This is a genomic window from Armatimonadota bacterium (genome assembly GCA_028871815.1).
GTDB lineage: Bacteria > Armatimonadota > Chthonomonadetes > Chthonomonadales > Chthonomonadaceae > REEB205.
In genome coordinates this window covers 90484-115330 of sequence record JAGWMJ010000008.1, presented here as the reverse complement: position 1 = coordinate 115330, position 24847 = coordinate 90484, and the positions used below count along the sequence as shown (strand labels likewise).

Genomic DNA, 24847 nt, shown 5'->3' with positions numbered 1-24847 from the left:
GCATGAAACCAACACTGAATCCGCTTTTCGCTGCCGTCTGCGTGCTCGCGCCGTTTATCGCTGCCGCGGCGCCGCCGGCAGCTATCCGCATCGATCTCGCCCACCGCGGGGTTGCCGTCAGTCCGCGCCTATTCGGCATCTTTTTTGAAGAGATAAACCATGCGGGCGATGGCGGCTTGTATGCCGAGATGCTGCGCAACCGCGAGTTTGATGCCCGTAACCCACTGACCGCGTGGCTGCCGTTCCCATCGGCGGAGCCGCCGCTGCAGGTTGGTCATGCCCGACCGCTCTCCACGGCACACCCCAACTACCTGAAGCTCGCTGCCCCGCCGCGCGCCGCCGCCTGGTGCGGCGCGCGCAACGTGGGATATTGGGGCATAAGCGTTCAGGCCGGCACTGGCTGCACGCTTACGCTCTACGCCCGGTCGACCGCTGCGGTCAACGGCGCCATTGAGGCGCAGATTCTCACCGCGGGCCTGCATCCGGGCAGCCCTCCATATCGCGTCGCGCTGGGCCGGGAATGGCGACGGATCACCGTCCGGATGATCCCGAAAGTCTCGGACGCACATGCCAGCCTGCTGCTGGCTGTGCCGCCCGGAAGCGGGGCCGAAGTGGCGTTTGCTTCGCTCTTTCCAACCGATACCTTCCACCGCAGGCCGAACGGCCTGCGCGCCGACCTGGCGGCGAAACTCGCCTCCGTCCATCCGGCATTCATCCGGTTTCCCGGCGGCTGCTACGTGGAGGGCGACAAGCTGCAGGATGCGTTTCAGTGGAAGAAGAGCCTGGGCAATCCGGCGCTCCGCCCCGGTCACTGGGACCTCTGGGGTTACCATTCCACCGATGGACTTGGCTTCTTTGAGTACCTGCAGATGTGCGAGGATTTGCACGCACAGCCGCTGTTCGGCTTCAACTGCGGGATGTCGCATACGGCCAATGTGCCCCTGGATCAACTGCAGCCATGGATACAGAGCGCCCTCGATGCCATCGAGTTTGCCAACGGCGCGGTTACAACAAAGTTTGGCGCTCTGCGCGCCAGGTACGGGCACCCGAGACCGTTCAACCTGAGGCTGGTGGAGGTGGGCAACGAAGAGAGTGGGCCGGCATACAACGCGCGCTACGCCATGTTCTACGACGCGCTCAAGGCACACTACCCGTACCTCCGGCTGATTGCCACCTGGCCCGTTACCAGCCGCCCGATGGACTATCTGGACGAGCACTACTATGCATCACCGCAGTGGTTTTTCCAGAATGCCGCGCGATACGATAGCTACAAGCGGAGCGGACCCCGCATCTTCGTGGGTGAGTACGCCGTAACGCAGGATTGCGGCCACGGTAACCTGCGTGCCGCGGTGGCGGAGGCGGCCTTTATGACCGGCCTGGAACGGAACTCCGACATCGTGCGCATGGCCTCGTATGCGCCGCTCTTTGTGAACGTGCACGACCGGTTCTGGAACCCCGACGCCATCCAGTTCAACGACGCGCACTCATGGGGCACGCCCTCGTACTATGTACAGCAGATGTTTGGCCGGAACCGACCAACAGTCATGCTTCCACTCAAGCTCCGGCAGCCTGCGCCGGCGCCGGCGGCCGCATCCGGAGGCATCGGACTTGGAACCTGGAACACCCAGGCTGTGTTCCGGAACGTGAGGGTGACGGCGCCGGACGGCGCCAGGCTCCTGAACGGCCCACTGACCGTCGGCAGTGGTGGCGGTTTCGCGCCGCAAAGTGGGGCATGGAGCAACGGTGACGATGGCCTGGAGCAGACCGCCCCCGGCGACAACCACTTCGGCACGGCGGGTGATCCGAGCTGGACAAACTACACGCTGACGCTGGATGCCCGGAAGCTTGGAGGATCGGAGGGCTTTCTGGTGATGTTCCACGTGAAGGATGCCCGCAACTGGACGTGGTGGAACATCGGCGGTTGGGCAAACACGCAGGATGGAATCGAAAAGTCGGTAGATGGCGGAAAGTCGCTGGTAGGCGGCTACGTTCCGGATCATGTGGAGACCGGCCGGTGGTACCGGATCCGTATTCAGGTTGCCGGCGCCACGATCCGATGCTGGCTGGATGGTCGACTGGTGGAGTCGGTTACCGACGCACCACCGCCATCGCTCTTCGCGTCGGCCGGTATCGATAGCACGCATCGGCGACTTATTATCACGGTCGTGAATAGCGCTTCCGCAAACGAGGTTGCCGATGTGCAGATACCGGCCCTTGGACGGCGCAGCCTCATCGCCGAACAGCAGGTGCTTACAGCCGCCAGCCCGGACGCCGAGAACACCGCATCCGATCCGGCCGCCGTTGCGCCCAGACTCCGGGCGCCGGTGCGCTTGCGCGCTGCCTTCGCACATACATTTCCGGCCTGGTCGGTTACCGTTCTGAGCGCTCCGCTCGGGCGAATAAGCCCCGCGGCGCGATGAGGCTTGCTCCTGCGCCGTTTGTCGCTGCGCTTGCGGCGATGATCCAAACGCCGTCTGTGACGATAAAGGCCGCAAACACCCAGACAACCGGATGGATGGCCGGCGGGTGGGGCGGTTATCAGTTTGTTATCACGAATGGCACGGCCGCGCCGGTGCAGTTGGTGAAGTGGTCGGCGCACTGGGTTGCCGGCGGTAAGCGAGTGGGCGATCCGTGGGGCGGGAATATCGGACAGAGCCTGGCTGCCCGTGCAACGGTAACGCGTAGTGAAATTGGAGAGCTGCCGTCCACCGTCGCAGCCGCCGCCCGGCCGGGCTCCGCCGAAATCCATGGCGCGTTCACCGTGCTGGCGGAAGGCTCACGCCTGCGGATTCCCTATACCATCACCGTGCCGGCAGCCGTGCTGCCGGAGCCGCTAAAGACGGTCCGCGGCAAAACCGTTGAACTGGCGCTGATGCGGTCGCGCTATCTACAGTTTCACCAGCTGAATCGAACGCTGCGTTGGATGGACGAGGCGTACCAGGCGATGATTCAGCTCACCGGTCAGGTTCCGTTTCAGGGTCGGCGCATGGTGTTCCAGGAATCGCCGCCGCATCCCTGGTGGGCGTATGCCGGCGAGCACATGATTCTGAACACCGACTACGTTGCCTCCACCCTGAAGGACTTCGACGACGGCCTTATTTCGTTTGGCTGGGTGCACGAAATGGGCCACAACTTTGATACGCTGGGCGATTGGTACATCTGGAGCGGAGCGGCTGCAGAGTTCCAGGCAAACTTCAAACTCTGCTACGCATTTGAGCACATCAAAGACCAGTCGTTTCGCATCAAGTGGACGTTCCAGGCGCCCGGCTACCCATCGCCTGATCAAAACATGCGCCTTACCGGCCCTCAGCTGGTAGAGCGGTTCTTCCTGCTGGTAGGCGACCGCTACCTGGCCGATCCGCACCGGACGTGGGACACGCTCTCCTCGGACGAAATGCACACCTTTTTCCAACGGCTGCAGGTGGCATATGGCTGGCGCATTTTCCGAGGCTGGTACCGCACATACGGCAAGCTTCAGGACGCCGGTCTGAAGCCACCGCAAACGCCCGAGGGAAAGATCAATCTGATTGCCGCGATTCTTGCGCGCGAGGCGCGCGTCGACCTGGTTCCTGTGTTCCGCCAATGGCGCTTTCCGGTGACCGCCAAAAGCATAAAGGCGATGGCGACGCGGTACCGGTTAAGCGATTTTGTGGTACCGGAGTGAGCGTACCGCCGCCTGGCCCTGGGATCCGGTCGCCGCGCTCCGCGGCGGCCGGGTCGGCCGGCGTCGAGCCGATATCAGGTCCCCGGCTTCTTCTTCTGTGCTGCTTTTAGCCGTACGTACGCCACGCCCAACTGGCGCAGCGTTTGATTGTAGTTGAGCGCGTCGCCGGGTTGCGCGCGGTTGATCACCAGGTATTCGATCGGCAAGCGGTACAACTGCAGCCGCGATGCCGGTACGGCCACCCACGATCGTGGCGAACTGGGGGAGCGACTGGACGATCGCGCTATCGCAATCGCCTGCGTCAGCGCTACACCAGGATCCCCCCAGTAGCGGATCAGGAGGTTGGTCTGCGTGCCCGGCGCCGGAGCGGTGAGCGGATACGAGGCGTAAAAGTACTGCGCGCCGCCGTCGACGGCCGCCGGTAAAAGCTCCTTGTCCAGCAGCACGGAGGCGGATGGCGTTTGGAGGCCGGTTCCCTGGTTGCTCGATGAGTCGTACTGCGTCGCTTCCACGGTGAGGTTTACGGGCGTGTTGCTGTTGAGCGCCGGCGGCAGGCTGCCGACCACATGCAGCGTGACTCCCTTGTTGTCACGATCCAGCGTTACCCACGCGTCAAAACGGTCGATCATCACGCGGCGGGCGTTCGCCAAACGCTGGGCCGGTGTCACGCGGATTTGCCGTATCAAGCCGGCGGCGGATGTGGGCGCTGGAGCCGGCAGGGCTGCGCCGGCAGGAGCCGCAGCGTTTGCCGCCGGCGCGGTCCTGGCGGCAGCCGCCTTCCGGAGCGCAAACGGACCGCTGAACATGCTGAAACTGCCAAACTCTCCGGGCGCCACCGGCAGCCCGATCACCGCGATGGTGCGTTGCGCAGAGGCGGCCAACTGCGCTCCGAAATCCGGCGAGGCAAATGCGGCTTCCACGGCGGGATCGCGAAACAGCGCCAGCTGCGTCAGCCGGGGATGCGGATAGGTGTGCCGATTCGCCGGTAGTGCCAGCCACGGCATGGCTACGCCGGTAACGTCGCCGGTTGTGGCGGGCCGCAGCAGAGTGTGTTGCGGCGTTCCGGAGAGGAGTGTGCTAAACGACGAACCATTGGCGCCGCTGAGGCTGTTTTGTGCCGCTGCCAGGCCGATGTCAGCGGCAAGAAGGATCGTTCCGAAGCCCGCCGCAAGGGCCCGCTGAACCAATAATCTGCGCAAATACATGGGCATCTTCCTCACAGGGCAAACTATGCCGACACGCTGTGCCGGGTACGGTTACAGAGAGAGACGCGCGCAAGTCGCTAAGGTTCAGCGCTGCCGGTGCATGCGTTCCCTGGCTGTGCACGTAGGAATCGCATCTCTTGTGCGTTGAAGCGCTGAGCCACGACCGGGCGATCCCACGTTTGGCGGTTGCCGCACAGAGGACAAACCATGCAGTCGTATAGCCATTGGGTCGGCAGTCCGGCAGCTGCAGCCTGCCGGATTGCCCACCCAATGGCAAGGCGGACATGCCCGCCTGCGGATGCCGCCCACGGGCAATCCGGGGCTGCACTTTGCCTGGGCCGTTACAGCCTCAACGGCCTATCGGCGCTACGGAAACTGACCGATAACGCCGGCAAACCCGGTGCCGGTGGCCGGGAACTGATCGGCTATCCAGTCAATGTGGCCCGAAAGGTCCGATGCCAGGCCGGCCGGGTCGGTCAAGATGTCGAAGCCGGTCGGCGCCTTAGCGAAGTCGGCACTCAGCCTGTCGCCGGTTGGAGAGTACTTCAGGACGATGAGATAGCTGGTTCCCCCGTTGGCGGTCGAAACCATGGAGGCATCCAATATCGCGTTACCGCTCTTGGTAACCACGAGGTTACTCGTACTGTTGTTGTTGAATATGCTGATGAACCCGGCGGGTAACGCGTACCGGCGCAGCCATCGAAAGTCGCCATTCGCATCAAACTGTGCTATTCCCGGTTGGCCGTTTTGCGAGCCGGCGATGAATACGTCATCATTAGCATCGATGGCGATATTTGGGTAGACAGCCAAATCGAAGGGGCCGTCTGATAAGACGTGGCGCCAGAAGACCTGGCCGGAATCGTCCAGCTTCTGCAGTACGACGCCTTCGACGGTGGCGGAGACGCGAGCCGACCCCACCGTGAATATTGCGCCGCTAAGCGTGTCTACAACGAGGTTCTGACCAAGGTCGGCGCCGCCGACGGAGTCGTGGTACTGCCGCGTCCAGACCAGTTGCCCGGTACCGGATGCAAACATTCCGGTGAGCTGACTCGATGTTGCGAGGCTGCTCGCCGAAGCGAATCTGGTACCCTCGAAAATCACATTCCCCGCACTGTCGGTCGCGATGCCGGCCAGCGCCGTGCCTCCAGTGCCCGTGTAAGAGCTGGTCCACATCGGGAAGCCGTTCGAATTCACTTTCATCACAACCGCAATATACTCCGTGTTGGTTGAGACGAGGCGTTGACCGCCCAACGCAATCGAAATATTACCATTGCTATCGGCTACCACGCCGCCCGGAGCCTCAATCGGAGTAGCGCCGAACGGTACGCCAATGTAGGTGCGCGCGAACAGATACGTGCCGTCGGATGCCAGGTGAAACAGCATTGGCGCAGGTGTGGAAGATGTCTGCTCTGCAGTGATGTAGATATCTCCAGTCTTCTGAACTAGAAGCGACAATGGCGTACAATTCGAAGGACCCGTCCGTTCCCAGATTTTGGCGCCCGCTTGGCTGTACTGCGCTATCACAAACGTGACCGGACTGGCATTGGCAGTTGTCGCGTCCTGAAACAGCGCGTCGACATTGCCATTGGCGTCTACACCCATGGCGATGCAGTGCGTTGAACCACCGACGAACAGCGGATCTTGCACGGTATGGCGCCATTGCGCGTGTGCCGCTCCGCAACAGAGCGTTAGCACCAGCGCGCAAATCAGGTCATGTACCCGGGTCTTCATGTCCAACAGCCTCCTGATTCTGTAGAGTTCTGCATGCGCCGGTTACCGGCGCCGTCACGAGTCGACGCAGTTGACAACAGTGCAGAAGATTGCATGCGCACCATTAATCATCCTTCTTTTCCACAATGTGAATTTGCCGTCCGATATCAAGAGACTCCTGGGACTTCAGGCATCGCAGGTGCGACCGCCGTGCGGAAGAGTACCGCCCCGCGCGTGTCCCTCCGAAGCGTCACGGTGGTGTTAGGCCAACTTCGGCGGTCGTCACGGATGCCTGAACATAGGGCACTGGTGAGGTAAATGAGCGGTAATCCCGCAGTTGCGAGCCTTCCGGATTACCGCTCCACCGGCCAGTCAGATGCGCAAACCGGTCCGCGCTCTGACGTCAGCACCGGCGTCAGGAAGTGCTGTCCAGGCGCCTGCAATCGCACTGCGCGGCGTCTAGGGGAATTGGCCCAACACCCCTACCTCGCCGGAGCTGTCTTGTTCCTTCAGTTGGTCGGTTATCCAGTCGATATGTCCCGACAGGTCCGAAGCCAGGCCGGCGCTGGATTGATCGAATGTGAAGCCGACTGGCGCTTTGACGAAGTCTGCGTTCAGCCTCGCTCCGGTTGGCGAGTACTTCAGCACAAAGTAGTAGCCGGTGCCGCCGTTCGCTGTTGAGAACATGGCTCCGTCGATTATCGAGTTTCCGCTTTTGGTTACGGCGAGGTTTGAGACCGCGGATCCAAAGACGGAGGGCGGGCCAAACCCGGCCGGCATCGCATATTTGCGCAGCCAGCGGAAGTCGCCGTTCGCGTCGAACTGCGCCACGCCTGGCTCGCCGTTTTGCGAGCCTCCGATGAATACGTTGTCATTGGCGTCAATGGCGATATGTGGATAGACGGCGTTGGCAAAGTCGCCATTCGACAACACACGGCGCCACAGCACCTGGCCCGCAACGTCCAGCTTCTGCAGCACCACTCCAGCGTTGGACGAACTAATCTGGGCCGATCCTGCCGTGAATATCGCCCCACTCAGCGGGTCGGAGGCGATGCCGAGCCCCGCCGCGCCGAGATTCCCTGGATCCTGGAACTGCCGCGCCCAAAGGAGTTGTCCGTTACCGGTCGCGAACATTCCGGTGAGTTCGGTTGGATTCGAAGAAAGCCGGGTCCCTTCGAATATCACGTCCCCGACGGCGTCGGTGGCAATGCCGGTCAAAGCCGCGCCTGCTGTGCCGACGTAAGAGTTGGCCCACAGAGGGAATCCGTTCTGATTCACTTTCAACACAACCGCAATAGGCTGGTCGGTAGCTGACGGCAAAAACACGATACGCAGGCCTGCCATAGCGATAGACACATTACCGCTGCTGTCCGAAGCCAATCCCCGCGAAGAGGTCACCGGAAACGCGTTGAACGGTACACCGCTGTATGTGCGAGCGAACAGATATGCACCGTTGGATGCAAGGTGAAACAGCATGGCGCTGAAGGGTGATTCCAGTTGTGCGCTGATGTAAATGTCGCCGGCAGGTCGAACTAGTAGGGATCCTGCCAGGCAGCCTGCCGGTCCGGTGCGTTCCCATATCCTGGCGCCGGACTGGCTGTATTGGGCTATTACAAATGTAAATGGATTGGTTGCCGAGGTCGTGGCTACAGTAAACAGCGCATCCACGTTTCCGTTGGCATCCACGCCCATCCCAATGCAACCGGTAGTCCCACCCGCCTTCAGCGGATCGGCGAAAGTATGGCGCCATTGAGCCTGGGACGTGCTGCAGGAAATCATTAGCAGCAACACACCGATCGCGTTACGTGCCGGTACCTTCATTTCCAACAGCCTCCTGATTCTGTAGAGTTCTGCATGCGCCGGTTACCGGCGCCGTCACGAGTCGACGCAGTTGACAACACGACAGAAGGTTACAGGCGCACAGTTTAGAATCCTGCTTGCCATGTCGCCAATTGACCACATGAGTGCAAACTAATCACCCTTTCGCGCGCGTCACTGGCTGAATTGCGGCGCTGCGAGCAGTTTAACGTGAGGCTCACCAACGCGTACTGCCATGGGCGGGGCGTCACCTGAACACACGGCGAAGACGGAGTCAAAAACGTTCGTGGCGCTAGAAGACCATTATCACGCATCGCAGCAGAGTCATTCCACCCATTAGCGAAGCGCAGCGTGTGATGCCGTAAATCGCCCTCAATAACAGCCGGCACCGAATGGATCTCATCGACCTGTCGGATCCGCGCCTCCGTGGACCTCTCAATCGCATACGCCACGGCGATAGTGCTGTACGCGCGGGCGGCTTCTGCACGGCATACGGGCTTCACATTCTGCTCCGCATCGCGCCGGCCATGCTCGGATGACTCCCTGCATCAGCTGCCGCCGTCTTTAGGCGCAGCCTGCTGCACTCCGGCAATGCGCGCCAGCATCAGCGCCGCAAGGGTCTTCGCGTCGCGGATAGCGCCTTCAGCGATCATCTCGGTAATGCGCTCAGCCGGCACGATCTCTACGGAGACGTGTTCGTCTTCATCGGGCTGCGTTTCGCCCGGAGTTAGACTGGTGGCGAGGTAGGTGTGCATCAGCTCGGTGGAGTATCCCGGCGCCAGGAAGTAGCTGCCAAGTTTGCGAATCTTTCCCGCCCGATATCCGGTCTCCTCAGATAGCTCGCGAGCAGCTGCCTCGGCCGGATCTTCACCCGCCTCAAGCTTGCCGGCGGGAATCTCCAGCAGTTCGCCCGCCGCGGCCAGGCGGAACTGCCGCACGAAGACGATGCTGGCGTCATCCAGAACCGGGACAATGCAAACGGCGCCGTCATGCCGTACGATTTCGCGGATCGCCTCGCGCCCGTCCTCCAGCTGCACGGTGACACGATCCAGCGACAGGATAATGCCGCGGTACATCGTGTCGCGACTGCGCACGCGCTCGTAACTCATATTGGCTGCTCCAGAAGCTCGAGCGGCGCCTCAACGTCATCTTCCGGCGCCGGCAGGTAGCCTTCCGGAGTGATTGGCCCGTAGATGGCGTTCGGGTGGCCGCCGCGGTAGGCCCAGCCCTGATCCCCGTAACTCCAGTGCCAGAACTCGCTGGGATAGTTGGTAAAGCCGGCAGAGAGCATCGCCGCCGTCAGTATCGCCCGAACCTCCATCGCCGTGCCGGAGAGTCCGGGCGCATCCATCGAGAACGCCCGCGGGTCATCCATCTTGTAAGGCGTGCGATGGTCCAGCACCGTCCCTGACTCATCCGTCAGCATCAGGTCAACCGCGCCGCCGGTCGAGTGGGGTGGTGGCACCCGCGAATTCACGGGAGCTGTAAAGCGGTTTACCACGCGCTTGAGCGTCACTTCGCTCCAGTCGGGATGCCGATCTCGAAACATCCGCCAGGCCGCGAGATACATCCGGCGCTGAATGTGCGGCGGCCTCCATCCCTCAACCACTGCCAGGCGGTAACCCGGCGGCAGCAGGCGGCTTGCCTCACACAGCATCTGCGCCGGTGTAGTACGCAAGAGCGTCTCGCGCCGATAGCGGTACCGGCCCACCCGGACCAGCAGGCGCGGACAGCCGGTGATGTAATCGGTCAGTGGCTCGCCACACTCCACAATCGGCACGCTGCGAACCCGGCTCACCGGCTCAGTCGGCGAATAGTCCCACATATGCTCTCCGTTCAATCCTTTACGTTCTGTAGCCGCAGTCCACGCGGGATCACCACGCGATCCAGCAGTTCGAAGCCCCACTGGAGCAGCAGCGCCAGTACTGCTGCCGGGATCGCTCCCTCCAGAATCAGGCCGGTGTCGTTCAGGTTCAGTCCGCTGATAATGGGCTCACCCAGTCCACCGGCGCCGATGAGGGCCGCCAACGTTGCCGTGCCAACATTGATGACCGCGCTGGTGCGGATGCCCGCCAGAATCGATCTCGACGCCATCGGCAGATAGATGCTTCGCAGGCGCGCTGTGGATGGAAGGCCAAGCGCTTCCGCCGACTCGCGAGTCGGCGCGGGTATATCGCGCAGGCCGGTCGCCGTGTTCTGCACAATTGGCAGCAGGCTGTAGAGAAAAAGCGCCACGATGGCTGTCCGGGCGCTGATGCCAAGCATCGGCACGGCAACCAGCAGTGCAAGCAGCGCCAGCGACGGGATCGTCTGAATGGTGCCGACGGCGCCGAGGATCACCGAAGCCCGCGCGCCGGGAGTCGCGGCGACGATGCCGAGCGGAATGCCGACCACCACGGCCAGCAGCAGCGAGAGGCCCGTAAGCTTGAGGTGCACCAGTGTGTAGCCGACAATGTCACGAGCAAGGCGCAGTCGGCCGCCGCCGGCGTGAGGGCTTTCACCAAAGTACGCTCGGGCGGCAGCCCGATAGTCTTTCTGGTGCTCCGCCAGCGCATTCAGCTGCTGCATTTTGGCGTCGTCAATCGTACCGGAGAGGCGATCCAGCGCCGACACCGCAGTCTGGGGAAGCGACAGGCGGTAGAGGTATACGGCGCGGTATCCCGGGAAGAAGTTGAGATCGTCGGTGAGTACCGTCAGGTGATCGTCTGCAATCTGGGCGTCGGTGGAGTAGGCATCCTTGAGGTCGATTTCGCCCTTCTTGAGCGCTTCGTAGCCAAGGGCGTGGTCAACGCCGCGCACATTGGTCATGTGCAGACCGTATCGCGCACACATCGGCTTCCATCCATCCTTGCGGCCCAGGAACTCCGGAGTTGGTGCACAAACGAGGTTCGGATGGTTCCGGAGGTCGCTGATGCGGCTGATGCCCAGCGCGCGCGCACGGCTGGCCAGCATAACCAGGGCGTACGTGTCGTTGAAGCCCAATCCCGGCGTCATGCCGATTCCCATCGGCTTCAGCGCGGCTCGAAGCGCATCGTCGGTCATTGCCGACGGGTGCTTCAGAATCTCTTCGCTGATGGTGCCCGTGTACTCCGGGTAGAGCGAAATGGCGTTGCTGGTAAGGGCGCGCCAGAGTATGATGGTCCCGCCCATGCCCTGCTTGTGTTGGGCGGCTATCCCAGCGCGCCGCAGCTGCATCTGCGCGATATCGCCCAGAACGTAACTTTCGGTAAACCGCTTCGAGCCGACGATGACGCTCTGCGCGTTGCCAACGACGGTAAGGGTGGCAAGTGCGAATACGACGCCGACCCGTAAGGCAAGTCGCATCATCGGGACGCCTCCATCGGCATCTGGAATCCGCGTTGGGCCGCAAGAAACTCAGTGACGAAGCCGTCGGCGGGCCGAAGACACAGGTCTTCCAGCGAGCCGTTCATCACCAGGCGGCCATCTCGAAGCAGCACAATCTCGTCGCCAAGGTACGCCGCCTCGGCCATATCATGCGTTACGAACACCACGGTCGCCAATTCGCCGAAGATCGCCTTGAGATCGGTCTGGAGCCCGGCACGTACCATTGGGTCAAGCGCAGCCAGCGGCTCGTCCAACAGAAGCAGCTCGGGCTTGAGCATCAGAGCGCGCATGAGCGCGACGCGCTGACGCTGCCCGCCCGATATCTCAAGGGGATATCGGTCGAGCGCACTTTCGGGAAAGCGCGTCAGCCGGCACAACTCGGATACACGCAGAGCAGCGCTCTCGGCGTCCATTTGCAGATGGTGGGCCATCAACGTCACATTTCGCCGCGCGGTAAGATGTGGAAACAGGCCACCATCCTGCGTCACATACCCAATGCGGCGGCGCAGGTCCGCCGCCGGCGTCGCTTCAATCGGCTTTCCGTCCAGCAGAATGCGACCCTCCGTTGGCGCCAGGAGCCGCAGCACCAGCTTGAGCAGTGTTGATTTTCCGCATCCGCTCGGCCCGATGAGCGCCGTGGTACGGCCCGTCTGTACCTCCAGGCTTACCTGGTCCAGCGCGCGTACTGCACCAAACTTCCGGCTTACACCCTCAAATCGAATCATCTTGCCAGCCTCACGCCCAAGAACCCCTGGCGATATGTGGGTATGTACCAATTGCGGAACGTGCAGCGCAGCAGCGGGCCGGCCGTCGCGAACGATCCGCCGCGGCATACCCGGTGTTCGCCGTTGAAATGCTCCAGCGAATAGCCGTCGTACGGATATGGCTCAAACCCGGGATATGGGGCAAAGATGGTGGCCGTGTGCTCCCACACCCCGCCGGCCAGATCCTGAATCCCGGCTGCGGTCGCGCCTGCCGGGTGCGCGCCAACGGCACTCGGCGAGTGACCGTTCAGAGCAAAGTCTGCGCGCTCACCATCCGGCTCCTCATCGCCCCATGGATAGGTTTTACAGCCGCCAGAGGCAGCGGCCTCCCACTCCACCTCGGTAGGAAGGCGCGCTCCGGCCCATCGGACGTATGCCTCGGCCTCCAGGGCGCAGATGCCAAAAACCGGCTCGTCCGCCGCAAGTTCGCGGTAACCTTGCAGACCGGCCGACACCCATCCGCCATCTGGCGCTTCCCGCCAGTACGCCGGGTGCGCAAGCCCAAAGGACTCCAACCACGCGCGGCCGGCCTCACCCCACAATTCGCGCCGTCGATACCCGCCATCGGCCATAAACGCCAGCCACTCTCCGCATGTAACGGCAAGTGCGGCAAGTTCGAATCCATCGGTCCGTACGGCGTGCCTTCGGCCCTCGTTGTCGTAGTGCAACGGGTTGCAAGAACCCATTTCGAACGTGATGGCGGGATGCTGTACATAACCGGTCCGTGACGACACCGGGTCTGCAAGGCTCCGCAAACTCTCTGATGGCGATCCGGCGTGCAGGGTCAGAATGTGCAGCAGTTCGGCGATCGTTTCCTGGTGCTGCTGCTCATGCCTCAGCGCAAACTCCCACGCATAACCGTTTTGAAGCAGCCGGTCGTTGTTCTCGAACCCGGCGCTCGCCATCGCCTCCAGCGACCGATCCCGCGTGGCGCTGAGGTAGCGTGATGTTGTTTCAGGATCCGGCACCCGGACGCGGTCTTCCTTCGGGTTCTCCGGGACGTTGGCAAACAGGAAGGCGAGGCCGTCGTCCAGCGGGCTTTGCGCGCCGGTACGGCAAACCGTCCAAAGCTCCTCGGTCATGCCGATGTGGCCGAAGTGCCAGCCTATCGGACTGTAGAAATCATGCACCCTGAGGTTCCACCAGGCGGTCGGTGCGAAGCTCATCAACTGTATGGTCCGCAAGCGCGTGGCAGCCATTTCGGCAGCGAGCGCTGCTTTGCGGGCCGTGGTGGTCATCATGCGGGCCTGGATAGAAACTCAGCGAACCAACCACGATCATCAAGCCACTGGTTCACCGGCTTCAGCCCGGCTGACCGGCTGATAGCGGCGAATCGGGCTCCATCGTATTTGTTGCTGCTTTCGGTATACAGCCGCTCACCCGAGGCAAACCGAACGTGTGCTCCCGCAGCGCCGATCCAGACCTCCTGGTCGCACCGGCTCCGAAGCGAGATTTCGATCCGGCCCGGCTCGGCAGCCCATACAGCCTCGTGAAGAAACTGTTCCGGTGCGAAGTTGGCGTTGAACGCCTGGTTCAGGTGCGAGAGGATGTTGAGATTGAACGCGGCGGTAACGCCTTCCGGGTCGTTGTAAGCGGCGTGAAGCAGGGCCGGATCCTTTACCAGGTCGACACCAGTAAGCAAGTGATCGGTGGGAGCCATCACGGCGCGTACACTCGTGAGAAACGCTACGGCATCCGGGTCATCAAAGTTACCGATATTGCTGCCGAGGAAGAGAAACAGCCTTGGCCCACTTGCAGCGGGCAGCATGGTGAGCGCAGCGTTGTATTCCGCAGCGATGCATGTGATTTGCATCAGCGGAAACTCATCCAGCAGAGCCTGAGCGCTGCCGATCAGGAAGTCGCGAGAGATGTCGATCGCCGTGAACCGCATGGGTCTGCGCCGGCCGCCGGCCGCCTCCAGCAGAGCACGCGTTTTGCGGGCGGAGCCGCAGCCGAACTCCACGACATCGCGCGGCATGTCGGCCACCTGTACAATCTGTGCCGCAGAAGCGTCAAAGATTGCCTGTTCGCAGCGCGTCAGGTAGTAGGAGTCCAGGCGGCAGATTTGCTCGAACAGCTCCGAACCGCGCCGATCGTAGAGCAGCCGGCATGGCAGGTGCTTCTGCGGCGCCTGGAGACCAGCCATCACCACGCCCAGCAGTGCCTGCGTCGTATCGGTGTGCGGCGCCGTCAGGAGGCGGATCCGATCCGGTTTTGCCATGGGGTTGGTGCAAGCTCACAGGTAGCGGATTCGCGATACGGCCGCCCAGATGGTGATTCCGAGGCCGATCAGCAGCCAGGGATCGATGAGTTCCCGCCCGACCCAGGCTATCGGCACGCCTGAAAGCAGCGAGGGACCGATGGACCCAACAAGATACCCCACACCAGCCGCGACGCCCGTGAGCAGCTCAAGCGTCTGCCCACGCTTTCGTCCGGACACACGGAGAACAACCTCTCCCACCGCGCGTCCAAGTACCCAGCTCAAAATCAGAACAAAGTAGCCGCCGAACGGGATGTGGAGCATCAACCACGTACCCGCGGCAGATACGGCAAAGCCGGCAGCAGCTGAGAGCACGGCCGGTCCCGGCTCGATCTCCACAATGGAGCGCACATGCGTGGTAGCGCAATTCTTGCAGATCATTCCGCCCGGCGCCGACACGGTGCAGGCGGGGCAGATTGGCACGGTGCACCGCGCGCAGCGCAGCATCGTCGGTTCGTGCCGGCGACAGTGGCAGCGTGGCGCCTCAGAGCCATCCGTCGAGGGACTCACAACCGCGTTCAGACGCCCGGTACCTTGTGAGCGGGGGCGCCGGGTCGCACCGATTTAGGCGTCCGCTTGTGGAAGGTGAAATCGGGCGTGTTGCCATTGGCGTCCAGACCCAAAGGCGTCCTGAGATTGTTCAGCCCCACCACAAGCTCAGCGAGCGCCGAGCTGAGTTCATCACCCGTTATACCGGCGTGTGTGGCGTGCAGAAGAGGGCTATCCGGCCATAATTCGCGATGAGTGGCCAGATACGCAAACGCCACCCTTGCCGGATTGCCAGCCGGCAGCCGCGACTTGACGATGGCCGGCAGCGCCGCGGAGTGGCCAAGCTGCTTGCCGCCCTTCCACGGGAGGTGCACAGCGTTCTGGAAGTAATCGGCCATGCGGCACAGCGAATCGGCCAGTACATAGCGCGTAACAGTTCCATGAAAGAAGTGGGTGTTGTTGATGGAGGCCCGTGATGATTCGGTGTTTACGGGCCGCGACGGGCCGCCCTGCCACCTGCCCGCGTACAGCAGGCGCCCAAGCTGCGCCAGCGCGATTACCACATCTTGCTGGGTAGCCTCGGCCGAACCACGGAACAGACCGCCCGCGGTGCGCATCACGCCGTTGGCCAGGCAGGCATGCACGCTTTTAGCCGCCCAGTTGCTCCGCGGCACGTCGCGCGGCAACGCACCCTGAGCCGCGCATGGAATGGCGGACGCAGTCAGGCACAGCAACCACGCCGAGCCGAGAAGCCTGTTCACTTTCATTCGCAGCATCATCTCTCGCCTCCCAACCGCAGAACCGCTACCGGTATGCGCCTGCCATGTAGGCGCTCTCGCGGATGGCGGGCATTTCGTCCAGCGCGCGGCCGGTGCCGATGGCAACGCACGATAGCGGATCCTCCGCCACCACAACCGGAATACCGGTGGCGGCCGAAAGCAGATTGTCGAGACCTCTCAGCAGAGCGCCACCACCGGTCAATACGACTCCGCGCTCAATGATGTCGGCGGCAAGTTCCGGAGGCGTCTTCTCCAGCACGCGCTTCACCTTCTCCACAATGGCCATTACCGGCTCCGACAAGGCAGTCCGTACCTCTAAGGAAGTTACTTCCACCGTCTTCGGTAGGCCGGCTACCATGTCGCGACCACGCACCTGCATCGTCAACTCATCCTCCAATGGATAAGCCGAACCGATGCGCGTCTTGATCTCTTCGGCGGTCCGCTCGCCGATCATAAGGCTGTAGGCCGCTTTGACGTGACGGATGATAACCTCATCCATTCGGTTGCCGGCTACGCGCAGACTTTCACTGGTTACAATACCATCTAACGAAATGACTGCAATATCGGTCGTGCCGCCGCCGATGTCAACCACCATGTTGCCGCCCGGTGAGGAGATCGGCAGACCCGCCCCAATCGCGGCGGCCATCGGCTCTTCAATGGTAAAGGCCTCGCTGGCGCCGGCTTCACGCGCCGCCTGAATAACGGCACGCTTCTCAACGCTGGTAACCTGCGAGGGCACGCAAATCAATACGCGTGGCTTGAAGATGCGCTTATGGCCAACCACTTTGCGAAAGAGATACTCCAGCATCTTCTGCGTCGTGGTGTAGTCGGCGATGACCCCATCGCTCATCGGCCGTATCGCTACAATATCGCCCGGAGTTCGGCCAAGCATCAGGCGCGCTTCTTCGCCTACCGCAAGTACGCGCCGGCTGTGCGCCGCAATCGCTACAACCGAAGGCTCCCGCAGCACAATGCCCTTGCCGCGCAAATAGACCAGAATGTTGGCAGTGCCGAGGTCAACGCCAAGGTCCGGGGTCAGGCCGAACAAAGCCGTAGATCGCCGGGATCCGATGTGCCGGTGGCGCGGTGAATCTCCGCTCCCAACCCCATCAGCTTCAGAGAAAAGTCCTCGTACCCACGGTCCAGGTGTTCCAGGCCCGAAACCTCCGTTTCACCTTCTGCGGCCAGCGCGGCTACCACAAGCGCGGCGCCCGCTCGCAGGTCGGTGCAGGTTACAGGCGCGCCGGTAAGCCTCGGAACGCCGGTTATCTTGGCCGTTCGGCCCTGTACGCGAATGTCGGCGCCCATGCGCTCCAGCTCGGTGGTGTACCGGAAACGGCCGTCGTAGACGGTTTCGGTGATCAGCGATACGCCATCCGCCATCGCCAGCATGGCACAGAACGGCTGCTGCATATCGGTTGGAAAGCCGGGGTGCGGCATCGTGGTGATGTCGGTGGGCAGAATCCGCACGCCACTGCGCCGGACCCGTATACCGTGCGGGGACGGCCGCACTTCGATACCGCACTCTTTCAGCTTGGCGATCACGGGTCGGCAGTGATCCAGATTGGCATTGCGAATGGTCACGTCGCCATCGGTGATGGCGGCAGCCAGCATGTACGTGCACGCCTGAAGTCGGTCCGGTAGAATGGCAAAAGTACAAGGCTTGAGTTCATCAACTCCGTGAATTCGGATCACGGGCGTGCCTGCACCCTCAATTTGGGCGCCGCACGCGTTAAGGAACGCGGCCAGATTTACGATTTCAGGCTCGGCGGCGCAGTTCTCAAGCACCGTTACACCGAGAGCCGTGGCGGCCGCGATCATCAGGTGCTGGGTTGCTCCCGCGCTGGGACCATCCAGATGGATGGTAGCGCCAACGAACCGCTCTACCTCGCCAACGTAGATGCCATGCTCCAGCTGCAGATTGCAGCCCAACTGTTCCAGGCCCTTGACGTGGTAGTTAACGGGCCGCGCTCCGATATCACAGCCACCGGGCATCGCCACATTGGCCTGCCGGAACCGTGCGAGTAACACACCAAGCAGGCAGAACGATGCGCGCATCCGGCGAACCAGCTCGTGCGGCGCCACGTAGGTGTTCAGGTTGGTGGCGTCGATCTCCAGAGCGCCATCGTCGCGAAATCTCCACATTGCCCCCAGCTTGCCAAGAATCTCAAGGAAGGTGTAGACGTCGGTGATGCGCGGTACGTTCTGAAGCACTGTGACGCCGGGCACCAGGAGTGCCGCGGCCATGATCGGTACGGAATCGTTCTTGCTGCCGCCAACATCAATCGTGCCCGTCAGCGGCCGTCCCCCGCGTATGATGATCTTGTCCAATGGGTTGTTAGAGCCTCTCCGTCGAACTGTTGCACCAGACGCCGGGAACACGCGCTGCCGCCAATATGCAAGGAAGCCACGACGCCCTGCGGAGCCAACTTTGCAATTATACTGGAGAGCGAGGCGCAGGTCAACGCCTGGTCAGCCAACCATACCACAATTGCGCGTGCATCCGCGCGCTCGGGCCGTAAAGAGGTTGCCCGGCTGCAGCGCCGCGAGTTGCTGAGACACGCGATGGTGACATTCAGGCATTGCCAACGGCGCCGCGAACCGATTTGATCAGAGAGCGCGGCCAGCCGGCGGCGTCCAGCACTCCTCTCCGCCGCTGTTTGGCTTCAGGTATTCTGACGGCGGATCGCTAACGGGGTTCCAACATGATGCCAGCATCCCTCACCGTTTTGCGTCACAGCCTCCAGCACACGCTGCTTGGCGCTACCCTCATTCTAACTCAGACCGGGATTGCGGGACCAACGGCCAAACCGGTGGTTCAACCGGCGTTTACACCGGCAGAGCGTGCTGCCATCGTGGCATGGTGGGCGCAGCCGAACCGCTACCAAACCTCCATTGACCTTGGCGCGCACGGCCCATTTTGCGTTCGGCTCACGGCCGATGCATCCCGATGGTTCCTTAAATACCAGATCGCAGTTGGGCAAGCCCGCATGCCGCCAACGCAGGATGCGTCCGGTACAACGGCAACCACGCAGTCGTGGGAGCAGTGGGTACAGGCGCGCGTCGCGTGGGATAGATACCAGGCAGCGCAAGTGGCGGCCGCGGCCAATGCGCGGTTCGGCGCCACACCATCGACCGCGCCGGCGACGAGCCCTCCGCAGCCGGGCCCAGCTCCGGACGGGCTGGTGGCGGCATGCGGCAATCCTCCTCCGTTCGCCGAGGCTGTGGACCCCATGGACTATACCGTTGACTTTCCGGACGGCTCCACGTACCGCTATCAGGATCATGTTCCGGTACGTCCGAGGTTTGCTTACTACCGGTTCGCGGAGGGCGTCGATACCGGTGGCGTTCCGGTGCGCAGCCTGGGGGCGTCGGAACTCGATCCGCTCTTCGCAGTCGCCGGTTTGAACCGCTCCGAACAGCGCGTGATGAAGGCCGTCTCCATGCAGGAGGGTGGCTTCGATTCGATCAACACCTACGACACCGGATTCGTATCGGTCGGCTTTCTGCAGTTCATAACCATGGGCGATGGCCACCAATCTCTCACCGACGTACTTGCCCGGGAGAAGGCCGATGACCCGACGGCTTTTCAGAGCGACTTCCGCCAATATGGGATAGATGTCAACGCACGCGGCGACCTGGACGTCATCGATCCGGATACCGGCGCGGAGCTGACCAACCAGGACGCAGTGCAGAAGCTGATCGACGACAAGCGCCTGATTGCCGTGTTTCAGCACGCCGGCCAGCTTGGCAGAGCGTTCCGTGTAGCGCAGATCGAGATGGCAAAGCAGCTCTACTGGCCCGCGAACCTCACGTTCAGCGTGGTGGTGAACGGAGTTACGCTCACCGGTAAGGTTTCCGACGTGATCCATTCGGAGGCCGGCCTGACCACCCTCTTCGATCGGAATGTGAACCGTGGATCCATAGATCCCTTTGCCGCAGTCTGCCAGGAAGTGATGCTGGAGCATGACCTTGCAACGATCCCGCAACTGGCCCCGTGGGAACGTGAGATCGTGCACAAGCTGGCCTACCGCGCCAACTATCTCAAGTACACGTGGCTCAGTCAACCACCGCAATTGCCTACCACGGTAGGCGCCGGGGTCGCTGATCCCGCCGTTCCATAGATCGTCTACGAAAGGGAGCGCTAAAGTGGCTGAATTGGGTATGCCGCCGATAGTAACGGACTATCTGCTTCACGGCCTCGACGCCACGCCGGCGGTGCTGGCCTCCATGCTCGAGCCGGTGGCTGTCGCCGATCGGCGCTGGAACCATCGGCCCGATCCGGAGCGGTTCACGCTCCGCGAAATGGTGGCTCACCTGGCCGACTGGGAGGTTATCTTCCGGTCTCGGATGGTGCGCATTCTGCGGGAAGATCATCCGGCGCTGGAAGGCATTGACGAAGAGCGGTTGGCCATCGATAACGACTATGCGTCGTGCGATCCACTAGCGCAACTTGCCGTCTATGTGGCGGAGCGCAAGGCTAGCCTCACGTTTTTGCACGGTCTCTCCGGGGATCAGTGGCTGCGATGGGGATCGCGACTGCCGAACGTGCCGCGGTTGAGCATCAGCGATACGGCCGTGCTCATGCTGGGCCACGATGGCTACCACCTGCAGCAATGCGCTGAGTGGCTGCGTGCTTCGACCGAGCGTTAACCGGCGGCAGGAAAGGTAGGGCAGCCATGGCTGACAGATTCCGTCGACTCTGTAGCGCTTTGACCGTTGGTATCGCCGCGGCCTCCGTCGGCGCATGCCACGCCCGCAATCCCACGAGCGCAGGTGCGTACGCGCCGCCGGCGCCGGATCTGGCGCCTGCCCCGACCGTGCGTACCGTGAGGTTCCATACCGCCGATGGCTGGACCATTGTCGGCGACGAGTACGATGCGCGCAAGCCGACCGGTGAAGCGGTGCTGCTGCACGAGCGCGATGGATCCGCGGCCGACTGGAAACCTTTGTGCCTGCTGCTCCAGAAGCAACATATAGTATGTATTGCTATTGATCAACGCGGTAACGGTCGGTCCACCAGCGGTCCCGGACCCAGTGGCCTGAATGCACCATGGGATACCAGCGGCGACGTGACCGCGGTTCTGAATAAAACGGCTCCCGGTACGCGCGTTGCACTGGTTGGCGCATCCTACGGAGCCAATAATGCTCTGCTGTACGCGGCCGCCCATCCCGGTGCGGCCGGCGCCGTCGTGCTGTTTTCGCCCGGAGCGGACTATCGCGGCCTCAACGCGCTGGCTGCCGCGCCACGCTGCACCGCTCCGGTACTCATTTTCCACTCGAGCAGCGACCCCATCGCAGGGAGTGGGCCGGCGCAGATAATCGCGAAGCTTGGTGGCGAACACACGCTCAAGCTGTTTGCCGGCACAAGGCATGGTACGGCGCTTCTTGGCGCCGATGTGGATGCCATCACTGCCGCATTTCTCACGCACATGCTCGCGCACGGTGGCATGCGGCCCTGAGCCATGCCCATAGCTCTCGCGGTCCTGGCGGCATCAGCCGGCCTTGCTCTTACGGCTCGCATCATGTTCCTGCGCGGTCAGCCGGCGCAGCGCCGACCCCTTGCCGCCTGTGCGGCCGCCTGGTTCGCCTCTTCCGCCGGCATCTGGTTGTGGTCTATGGGTCTATCGTTGGGCATGTTTGCGGCATTGGCGTGCGCGCTGGTCGGCTTTGGAATCTGGCTGCGCCATATCTGGCGCCAGTCTCTCAGCAACACAACCATGTAGTGGGCTGCTGCCAAAGGGCGTAAGCGGAACGGCGCTCCCATCCGCTTTGCAGGCTCGCTCCAGGCGGCTGAACTCGCGCTCTGGCCCGCCAGATGGGTGTGAACCGGTTACCTTCCGGCTGTTAGCCGCCGGATAGGTGGGTGACGCCGGCGAATTGCCGCTCCAACCGTTCGGTGACGGCGGCCGGCAGGGGTGGCGCCAGCGCAGAGGCGACGTTTGCGGTGAGGTGTTCCGCGTCACCCGTCCCACTCAGCACGCTGTGCACACCCGGAGTGTGAAGGCAAAAGCGGTAGGCAGCATCCGGAACGCTGGGGATGCCGTTTCGCTCAAGAAAGGCTGCCAACGGCTCTTCGGCTTCACACTGCGCACAAGCGCCGTCCGGTTCGCGCGAAACCAGGTCTGCCACTGCGGCCGTGAGGGCTTCGTTGTCGCGCAGCGCTCGGCGTACGGCGAACATGATCACAATGCCGGCGCCTCGTGCCGCGGCAGGCGCGATTACGCTGCGTGCCGCACCCTGGTTCAGGAAATTGTAGCCAACCATGAGCACCTCCCATCGTGGTTCGTGGGCGGCTCGCTTCAGCATGGCGTGCTCGGTATCTCCACCAAACGCTTCGGTCACGCCGACGTGTCTTACTTTTCCCTGCTCGCGCAGCCTTTCTGCTGCCGGCAGGATCTCGCCCAGCGCAAATTCGTAGTCCTCGGGTGAAACACCGTGGAGATACAGCACATCCACGCAGCCCGTATCCAACCGCTGCAGGCAAGCTTCAGCCCGGCGCGTAAACTCCGCTGCTGAAAGACGCCCGTCCCGGCTGCGAGCCGTCACCTTGGTGCACAACACAACCCGGTCCCGGCGGCCCGAGAGAGCGCGGCCCACCACCTCCTCATTGCCGTAGGCCTCCGCCGTATCGACAAAACTGATGCCGCGCTGGAGGGCCAGATCGATGACGCCGGCAGCCAATTCCTCCGGCGCGCCGCCGGAAAGCCCGAGGCGACTTGGGCCGCCGCAGCCCAGCCCGAGCGTGGTCACCGTCAAGCCCGTTGTGCCCAACGCGCGTTGTTCCATCTGCGGCCTTTCGTGGTGATGAGATCTGCCGAACGGCCCCGGGGGACTACGGCGGCGGACTTCCGGATGGAGGATTCGCGCCACCGGCCGGCTGACCGGACGTGTCGGGCTGCGTGGTGTCGGGTGGGGTGGTGGAGACGGGGGGTGGCGCCGCGTGAGGCGTAATGGTGAGCGTTGTCGCGGCCGGCAGGCCCGCGCCATCCACGGCCGTTATGGTAAATGTGGTCGGCGTTGTGATGGTGAATACGGTTGTTCCGCTTGCGCCGACGTTGCCGTTGGCGTCGCCGATTGGCGTGCCGTTGTTACTCTGGATCTTCACGCCGCCCTTTGCGTACAGCGTGTGCCAACGCAGGTGCACGGTAGCGCCGATCGTTGGCGCAGCGGGCCACGCACTGAACCGGTCGATCTTCGCGACGCTCTCGTCTTTGCCCGCAACGTGCACCGTGATGGTCTTGGTGGATGGCGGCGTGTTCGGATCCTGGCCGTACGCCCGCAGCGTGAACTGCATATCACCCACCGTATCGGTCGTTACCTGATGCGACCGGTCGATGCTCTCCAGGTGAATGCTGCCGGGATCGAGCACGTAATTCGCCGCGCGTCCCTTCCAGGTGAGCATCACCATGTCGCCGACGTGGCAGATCGGCGGATCGGCCCAGAATGCAGTGAGCACCGGCTTTGGCGGAGGTGGCAGCGGCTGGACATTCACCTTTATCTGCTCACGCTGCTCCTTCTGACCGCTTGCCCCACGCAGCACCAGCGAGTAGATGGTCTGCGGTGGCTCCGGCTGCACGTGGATACTGCCCGCCGAATCCCGCGGCTCATCATCCACCACGTCCGTGGCATCGCGACCCAATACGCGGTGCTCGATCAGTAGCTGGGTAAAGCCCGGCGAAACGTCCCACGTCAGCGTGATGTCCTTATCCTCCTGCGTGGCGGCCGGAGAAGCCGAAAAGGTGCGGATTATCAGCGGTGGCAGCGGTTTCGGACGGAAGAGGTACCAGCCGAGCGAGCAGAGCACGAGCACAGAGAGGAAGATGCCGGCCAGAGGCGACACCATGGCGTGCTTCTCAATCTGCCCATTGGCCGTCGCCGTGATGTACCCGTCCTCGCGAGACCGGGCCAGCACGCTGAATCCGTAGAGCCGCACGCCGGAGAGGAGTGAGGCCGCTTTTGGCCGCGTAATCAGCTCGACCTGCTGTATCTGGCCCGGCTGCAGCTGCATCCCATTGGTCTCAAACTCGTACATGCAAGCCGAGTCGGGGTCGGTGGCAGATACATCCAGCGTCACCGGCGTGTTCCCCAGGTTGGAGAGCGATACCTCAAACTGGTTGTTTGGCTGGAAGAACGTGGAGGTGGCCCGCTTGGGTATCAGCTCAACCTGCAGCGAGTGGAATGGCTTGATCTGCAGACTCGCCTGCGCGACAGCCACCTCGCCGCTCTCCATCGCCTGCACCCGAACCAGAAACGGGTAGGCGCCGGCCTGGTTATCGGTGGATCGTCCGATCCGGAAGATGATACGCTCAGTGGCGGAGTCGCGCGGCGCAACATTCACAGCCGGCACCGGAATGGCGTACCACTCCATATCGATGCCCTCAACCTCAAACGAGACGCGGTCGGGTTCTGTCTGCGTATTTCGGACGGTTACCGTAAGCTGGGCAACGCCACCGGGTTCAATCACAAGGTCGGCGGGCGCAAGCGTGACGTGAATCTTTTGAAGGTCCGGTGTGGCCGAGGCCATGTCTGTGTCAATCTTTCGGGGTTCGAACAACGCCGCGCTACCAGAGATCAACCTCGCAACGCTGCCTCGTACCCAATCAGTCATTATAATCGGCGTGTTCCGCCTTTGTCAATTCAGCGCGTTGCCTCACGGGAAACCTGACCGGAGAGGACACATTGTCGCATGGATGAACGGACGTACAGCCCAGGTGCGCTTGCGGCCGTCCAAGCCGAGTCATTGTGGCGGCGGCGGCCAGGTGTGTCGGCGCCGATGGGCGGCTTGAGCGGCGGCGGGATCGTGGTGCCTG

The 24847-nt window shown here is 62.6% G+C and carries 21 protein-coding genes; 6 read left to right on the top strand and 15 right to left on the bottom strand.

Features of this window, described 5'->3' with window-relative positions; all coding sequences use genetic code 11:
* The first annotated feature begins 2 nt into the window (after positions 1-2).
* The gene (locus KGJ62_10850) at positions 3-2420 is read left to right on the top strand and encodes a hypothetical protein (protein ID MDE2127078.1); all 2418 of its coding nucleotides are present in this window, start codon (positions 3-5) and stop codon (positions 2418-2420) included.
* On the top strand, positions 2417-3664 hold the full coding sequence (locus KGJ62_10845; GenBank protein ID MDE2127077.1) for a hypothetical protein: 1248 nt from the start codon (positions 2417-2419) through the stop codon (positions 3662-3664). Before KGJ62_10850 ends, KGJ62_10845 begins: the two co-directional genes overlap by 4 nt.
* A 74-nt stretch (positions 3665-3738) precedes the next feature.
* Here KGJ62_10845 and KGJ62_10840 read toward each other — a convergent pair whose 3' ends face one another.
* The 13 genes from KGJ62_10840 to murA form a co-directional block, all read right to left on the bottom strand.
* Complete coding sequence (locus KGJ62_10840) at positions 3739-4863, bottom strand: hypothetical protein (protein ID MDE2127076.1); 1125 nt, start codon at positions 4861-4863, stop codon at positions 3739-3741.
* A gap of 372 nt (positions 4864-5235) precedes the next feature.
* Entirely contained in the window at positions 5236-6600 is a 1365-nt protein-coding gene (locus tag KGJ62_10835) for a hypothetical protein (protein ID MDE2127075.1), read from the bottom strand.
* Positions 6601-7038: 438 nt separating this feature from the next.
* Positions 7039-8400 carry a hypothetical protein gene (locus tag KGJ62_10830; GenBank protein MDE2127074.1) on the bottom strand — a complete coding sequence of 454 codons (1362 nt, stop codon included), beginning with the start codon at positions 8398-8400 and terminating at the stop codon, positions 7039-7041.
* 545 nt (positions 8401-8945) lie between these two features.
* A complete protein-coding gene (locus KGJ62_10825) occupies positions 8946-9506 on the bottom strand; it encodes an NUDIX hydrolase (protein ID MDE2127073.1) in 561 nt (186 codons plus the stop codon).
* Complete coding sequence (locus tag KGJ62_10820; protein ID MDE2127072.1) at positions 9503-10237, bottom strand: dipeptidase; 735 nt, start codon at positions 10235-10237, stop codon at positions 9503-9505. Before KGJ62_10820 ends, KGJ62_10825 begins: the two co-directional genes overlap by 4 nt.
* Positions 10234-11724, bottom strand: a complete 1491-nt coding sequence (locus KGJ62_10815) for an ABC transporter permease subunit (GenBank protein MDE2127071.1) — start codon at positions 11722-11724, stop codon at positions 10234-10236. Before KGJ62_10815 ends, KGJ62_10820 begins: the two co-directional genes overlap by 4 nt.
* Complete coding sequence (locus KGJ62_10810; GenBank protein MDE2127070.1) at positions 11721-12467, bottom strand: ATP-binding cassette domain-containing protein; 747 nt, start codon at positions 12465-12467, stop codon at positions 11721-11723. The genes KGJ62_10815 and KGJ62_10810 overlap by 4 nt, the downstream gene beginning before the upstream one ends.
* Complete coding sequence (locus KGJ62_10805; protein ID MDE2127069.1) at positions 12464-13747, bottom strand: SUMF1/EgtB/PvdO family nonheme iron enzyme; 1284 nt, start codon at positions 13745-13747, stop codon at positions 12464-12466. The genes KGJ62_10810 and KGJ62_10805 overlap by 4 nt, the downstream gene beginning before the upstream one ends.
* A complete protein-coding gene (egtD, locus tag KGJ62_10800) occupies positions 13744-14727 on the bottom strand; it encodes an L-histidine N(alpha)-methyltransferase (GenBank protein ID MDE2127068.1) in 984 nt (327 codons plus the stop codon). The genes KGJ62_10805 and egtD overlap by 4 nt, the downstream gene beginning before the upstream one ends.
* Before the next feature lie 15 nt (positions 14728-14742).
* Complete coding sequence (locus tag KGJ62_10795) at positions 14743-15147, bottom strand: hypothetical protein (protein MDE2127067.1); 405 nt, start codon at positions 15145-15147, stop codon at positions 14743-14745.
* Positions 15148-15284: 137 nt separating this feature from the next.
* Positions 15285-16034, bottom strand: coding sequence for a hypothetical protein (locus KGJ62_10790; GenBank protein MDE2127066.1), 750 nt, complete (start codon positions 16032-16034; stop codon positions 15285-15287).
* Between the two features lie 25 nt (positions 16035-16059).
* The gene (locus KGJ62_10785; GenBank protein ID MDE2127065.1) at positions 16060-17082 is read right to left on the bottom strand and encodes a rod shape-determining protein; all 1023 of its coding nucleotides are present in this window, start codon (positions 17080-17082) and stop codon (positions 16060-16062) included.
* On the bottom strand, positions 17070-18365 hold the full coding sequence (murA, locus tag KGJ62_10780) for a UDP-N-acetylglucosamine 1-carboxyvinyltransferase (protein MDE2127064.1): 1296 nt from the start codon (positions 18363-18365) through the stop codon (positions 17070-17072). Before murA ends, KGJ62_10785 begins: the two co-directional genes overlap by 13 nt.
* Before the next feature lie 374 nt (positions 18366-18739).
* Between murA and KGJ62_10775 the strand changes: the two genes are divergently transcribed.
* Genes KGJ62_10775 through KGJ62_10760 form a run of 4 tightly spaced genes read left to right on the top strand, consistent with a single transcriptional unit; the run spans position 18740 to position 21760 of the window.
* Complete coding sequence (locus KGJ62_10775) at positions 18740-20158, top strand: hypothetical protein (GenBank protein MDE2127063.1); 1419 nt, start codon at positions 18740-18742, stop codon at positions 20156-20158.
* A gap of 25 nt (positions 20159-20183) precedes the next feature.
* Positions 20184-20687: a DinB family protein gene (locus tag KGJ62_10770; protein ID MDE2127062.1), complete on the top strand. Its 504-nt coding sequence runs from the start codon at positions 20184-20186 to the stop codon at positions 20685-20687.
* A 26-nt stretch (positions 20688-20713) separates the two neighbouring features.
* Positions 20714-21496: an alpha/beta fold hydrolase gene (locus tag KGJ62_10765; GenBank protein MDE2127061.1), complete on the top strand. Its 783-nt coding sequence runs from the start codon at positions 20714-20716 to the stop codon at positions 21494-21496.
* A gap of 3 nt (positions 21497-21499) precedes the next feature.
* Positions 21500-21760, top strand: a complete 261-nt coding sequence (locus KGJ62_10760) for a hypothetical protein (GenBank protein ID MDE2127060.1) — start codon at positions 21500-21502, stop codon at positions 21758-21760.
* Between the two features lie 121 nt (positions 21761-21881).
* On the opposite strand, the gene KGJ62_10755 is transcribed toward KGJ62_10760, so the two are convergent.
* Both KGJ62_10755 and KGJ62_10750 read right to left on the bottom strand, forming a co-directional pair.
* A complete protein-coding gene (locus tag KGJ62_10755) occupies positions 21882-22823 on the bottom strand; it encodes an aldo/keto reductase (GenBank protein MDE2127059.1) in 942 nt (313 codons plus the stop codon).
* Between the two features lie 46 nt (positions 22824-22869).
* Positions 22870-24561, bottom strand: coding sequence for a hypothetical protein (locus KGJ62_10750; GenBank protein ID MDE2127058.1), 1692 nt, complete (start codon positions 24559-24561; stop codon positions 22870-22872).
* Positions 24562-24847: the final 286 nt, after the last annotated feature.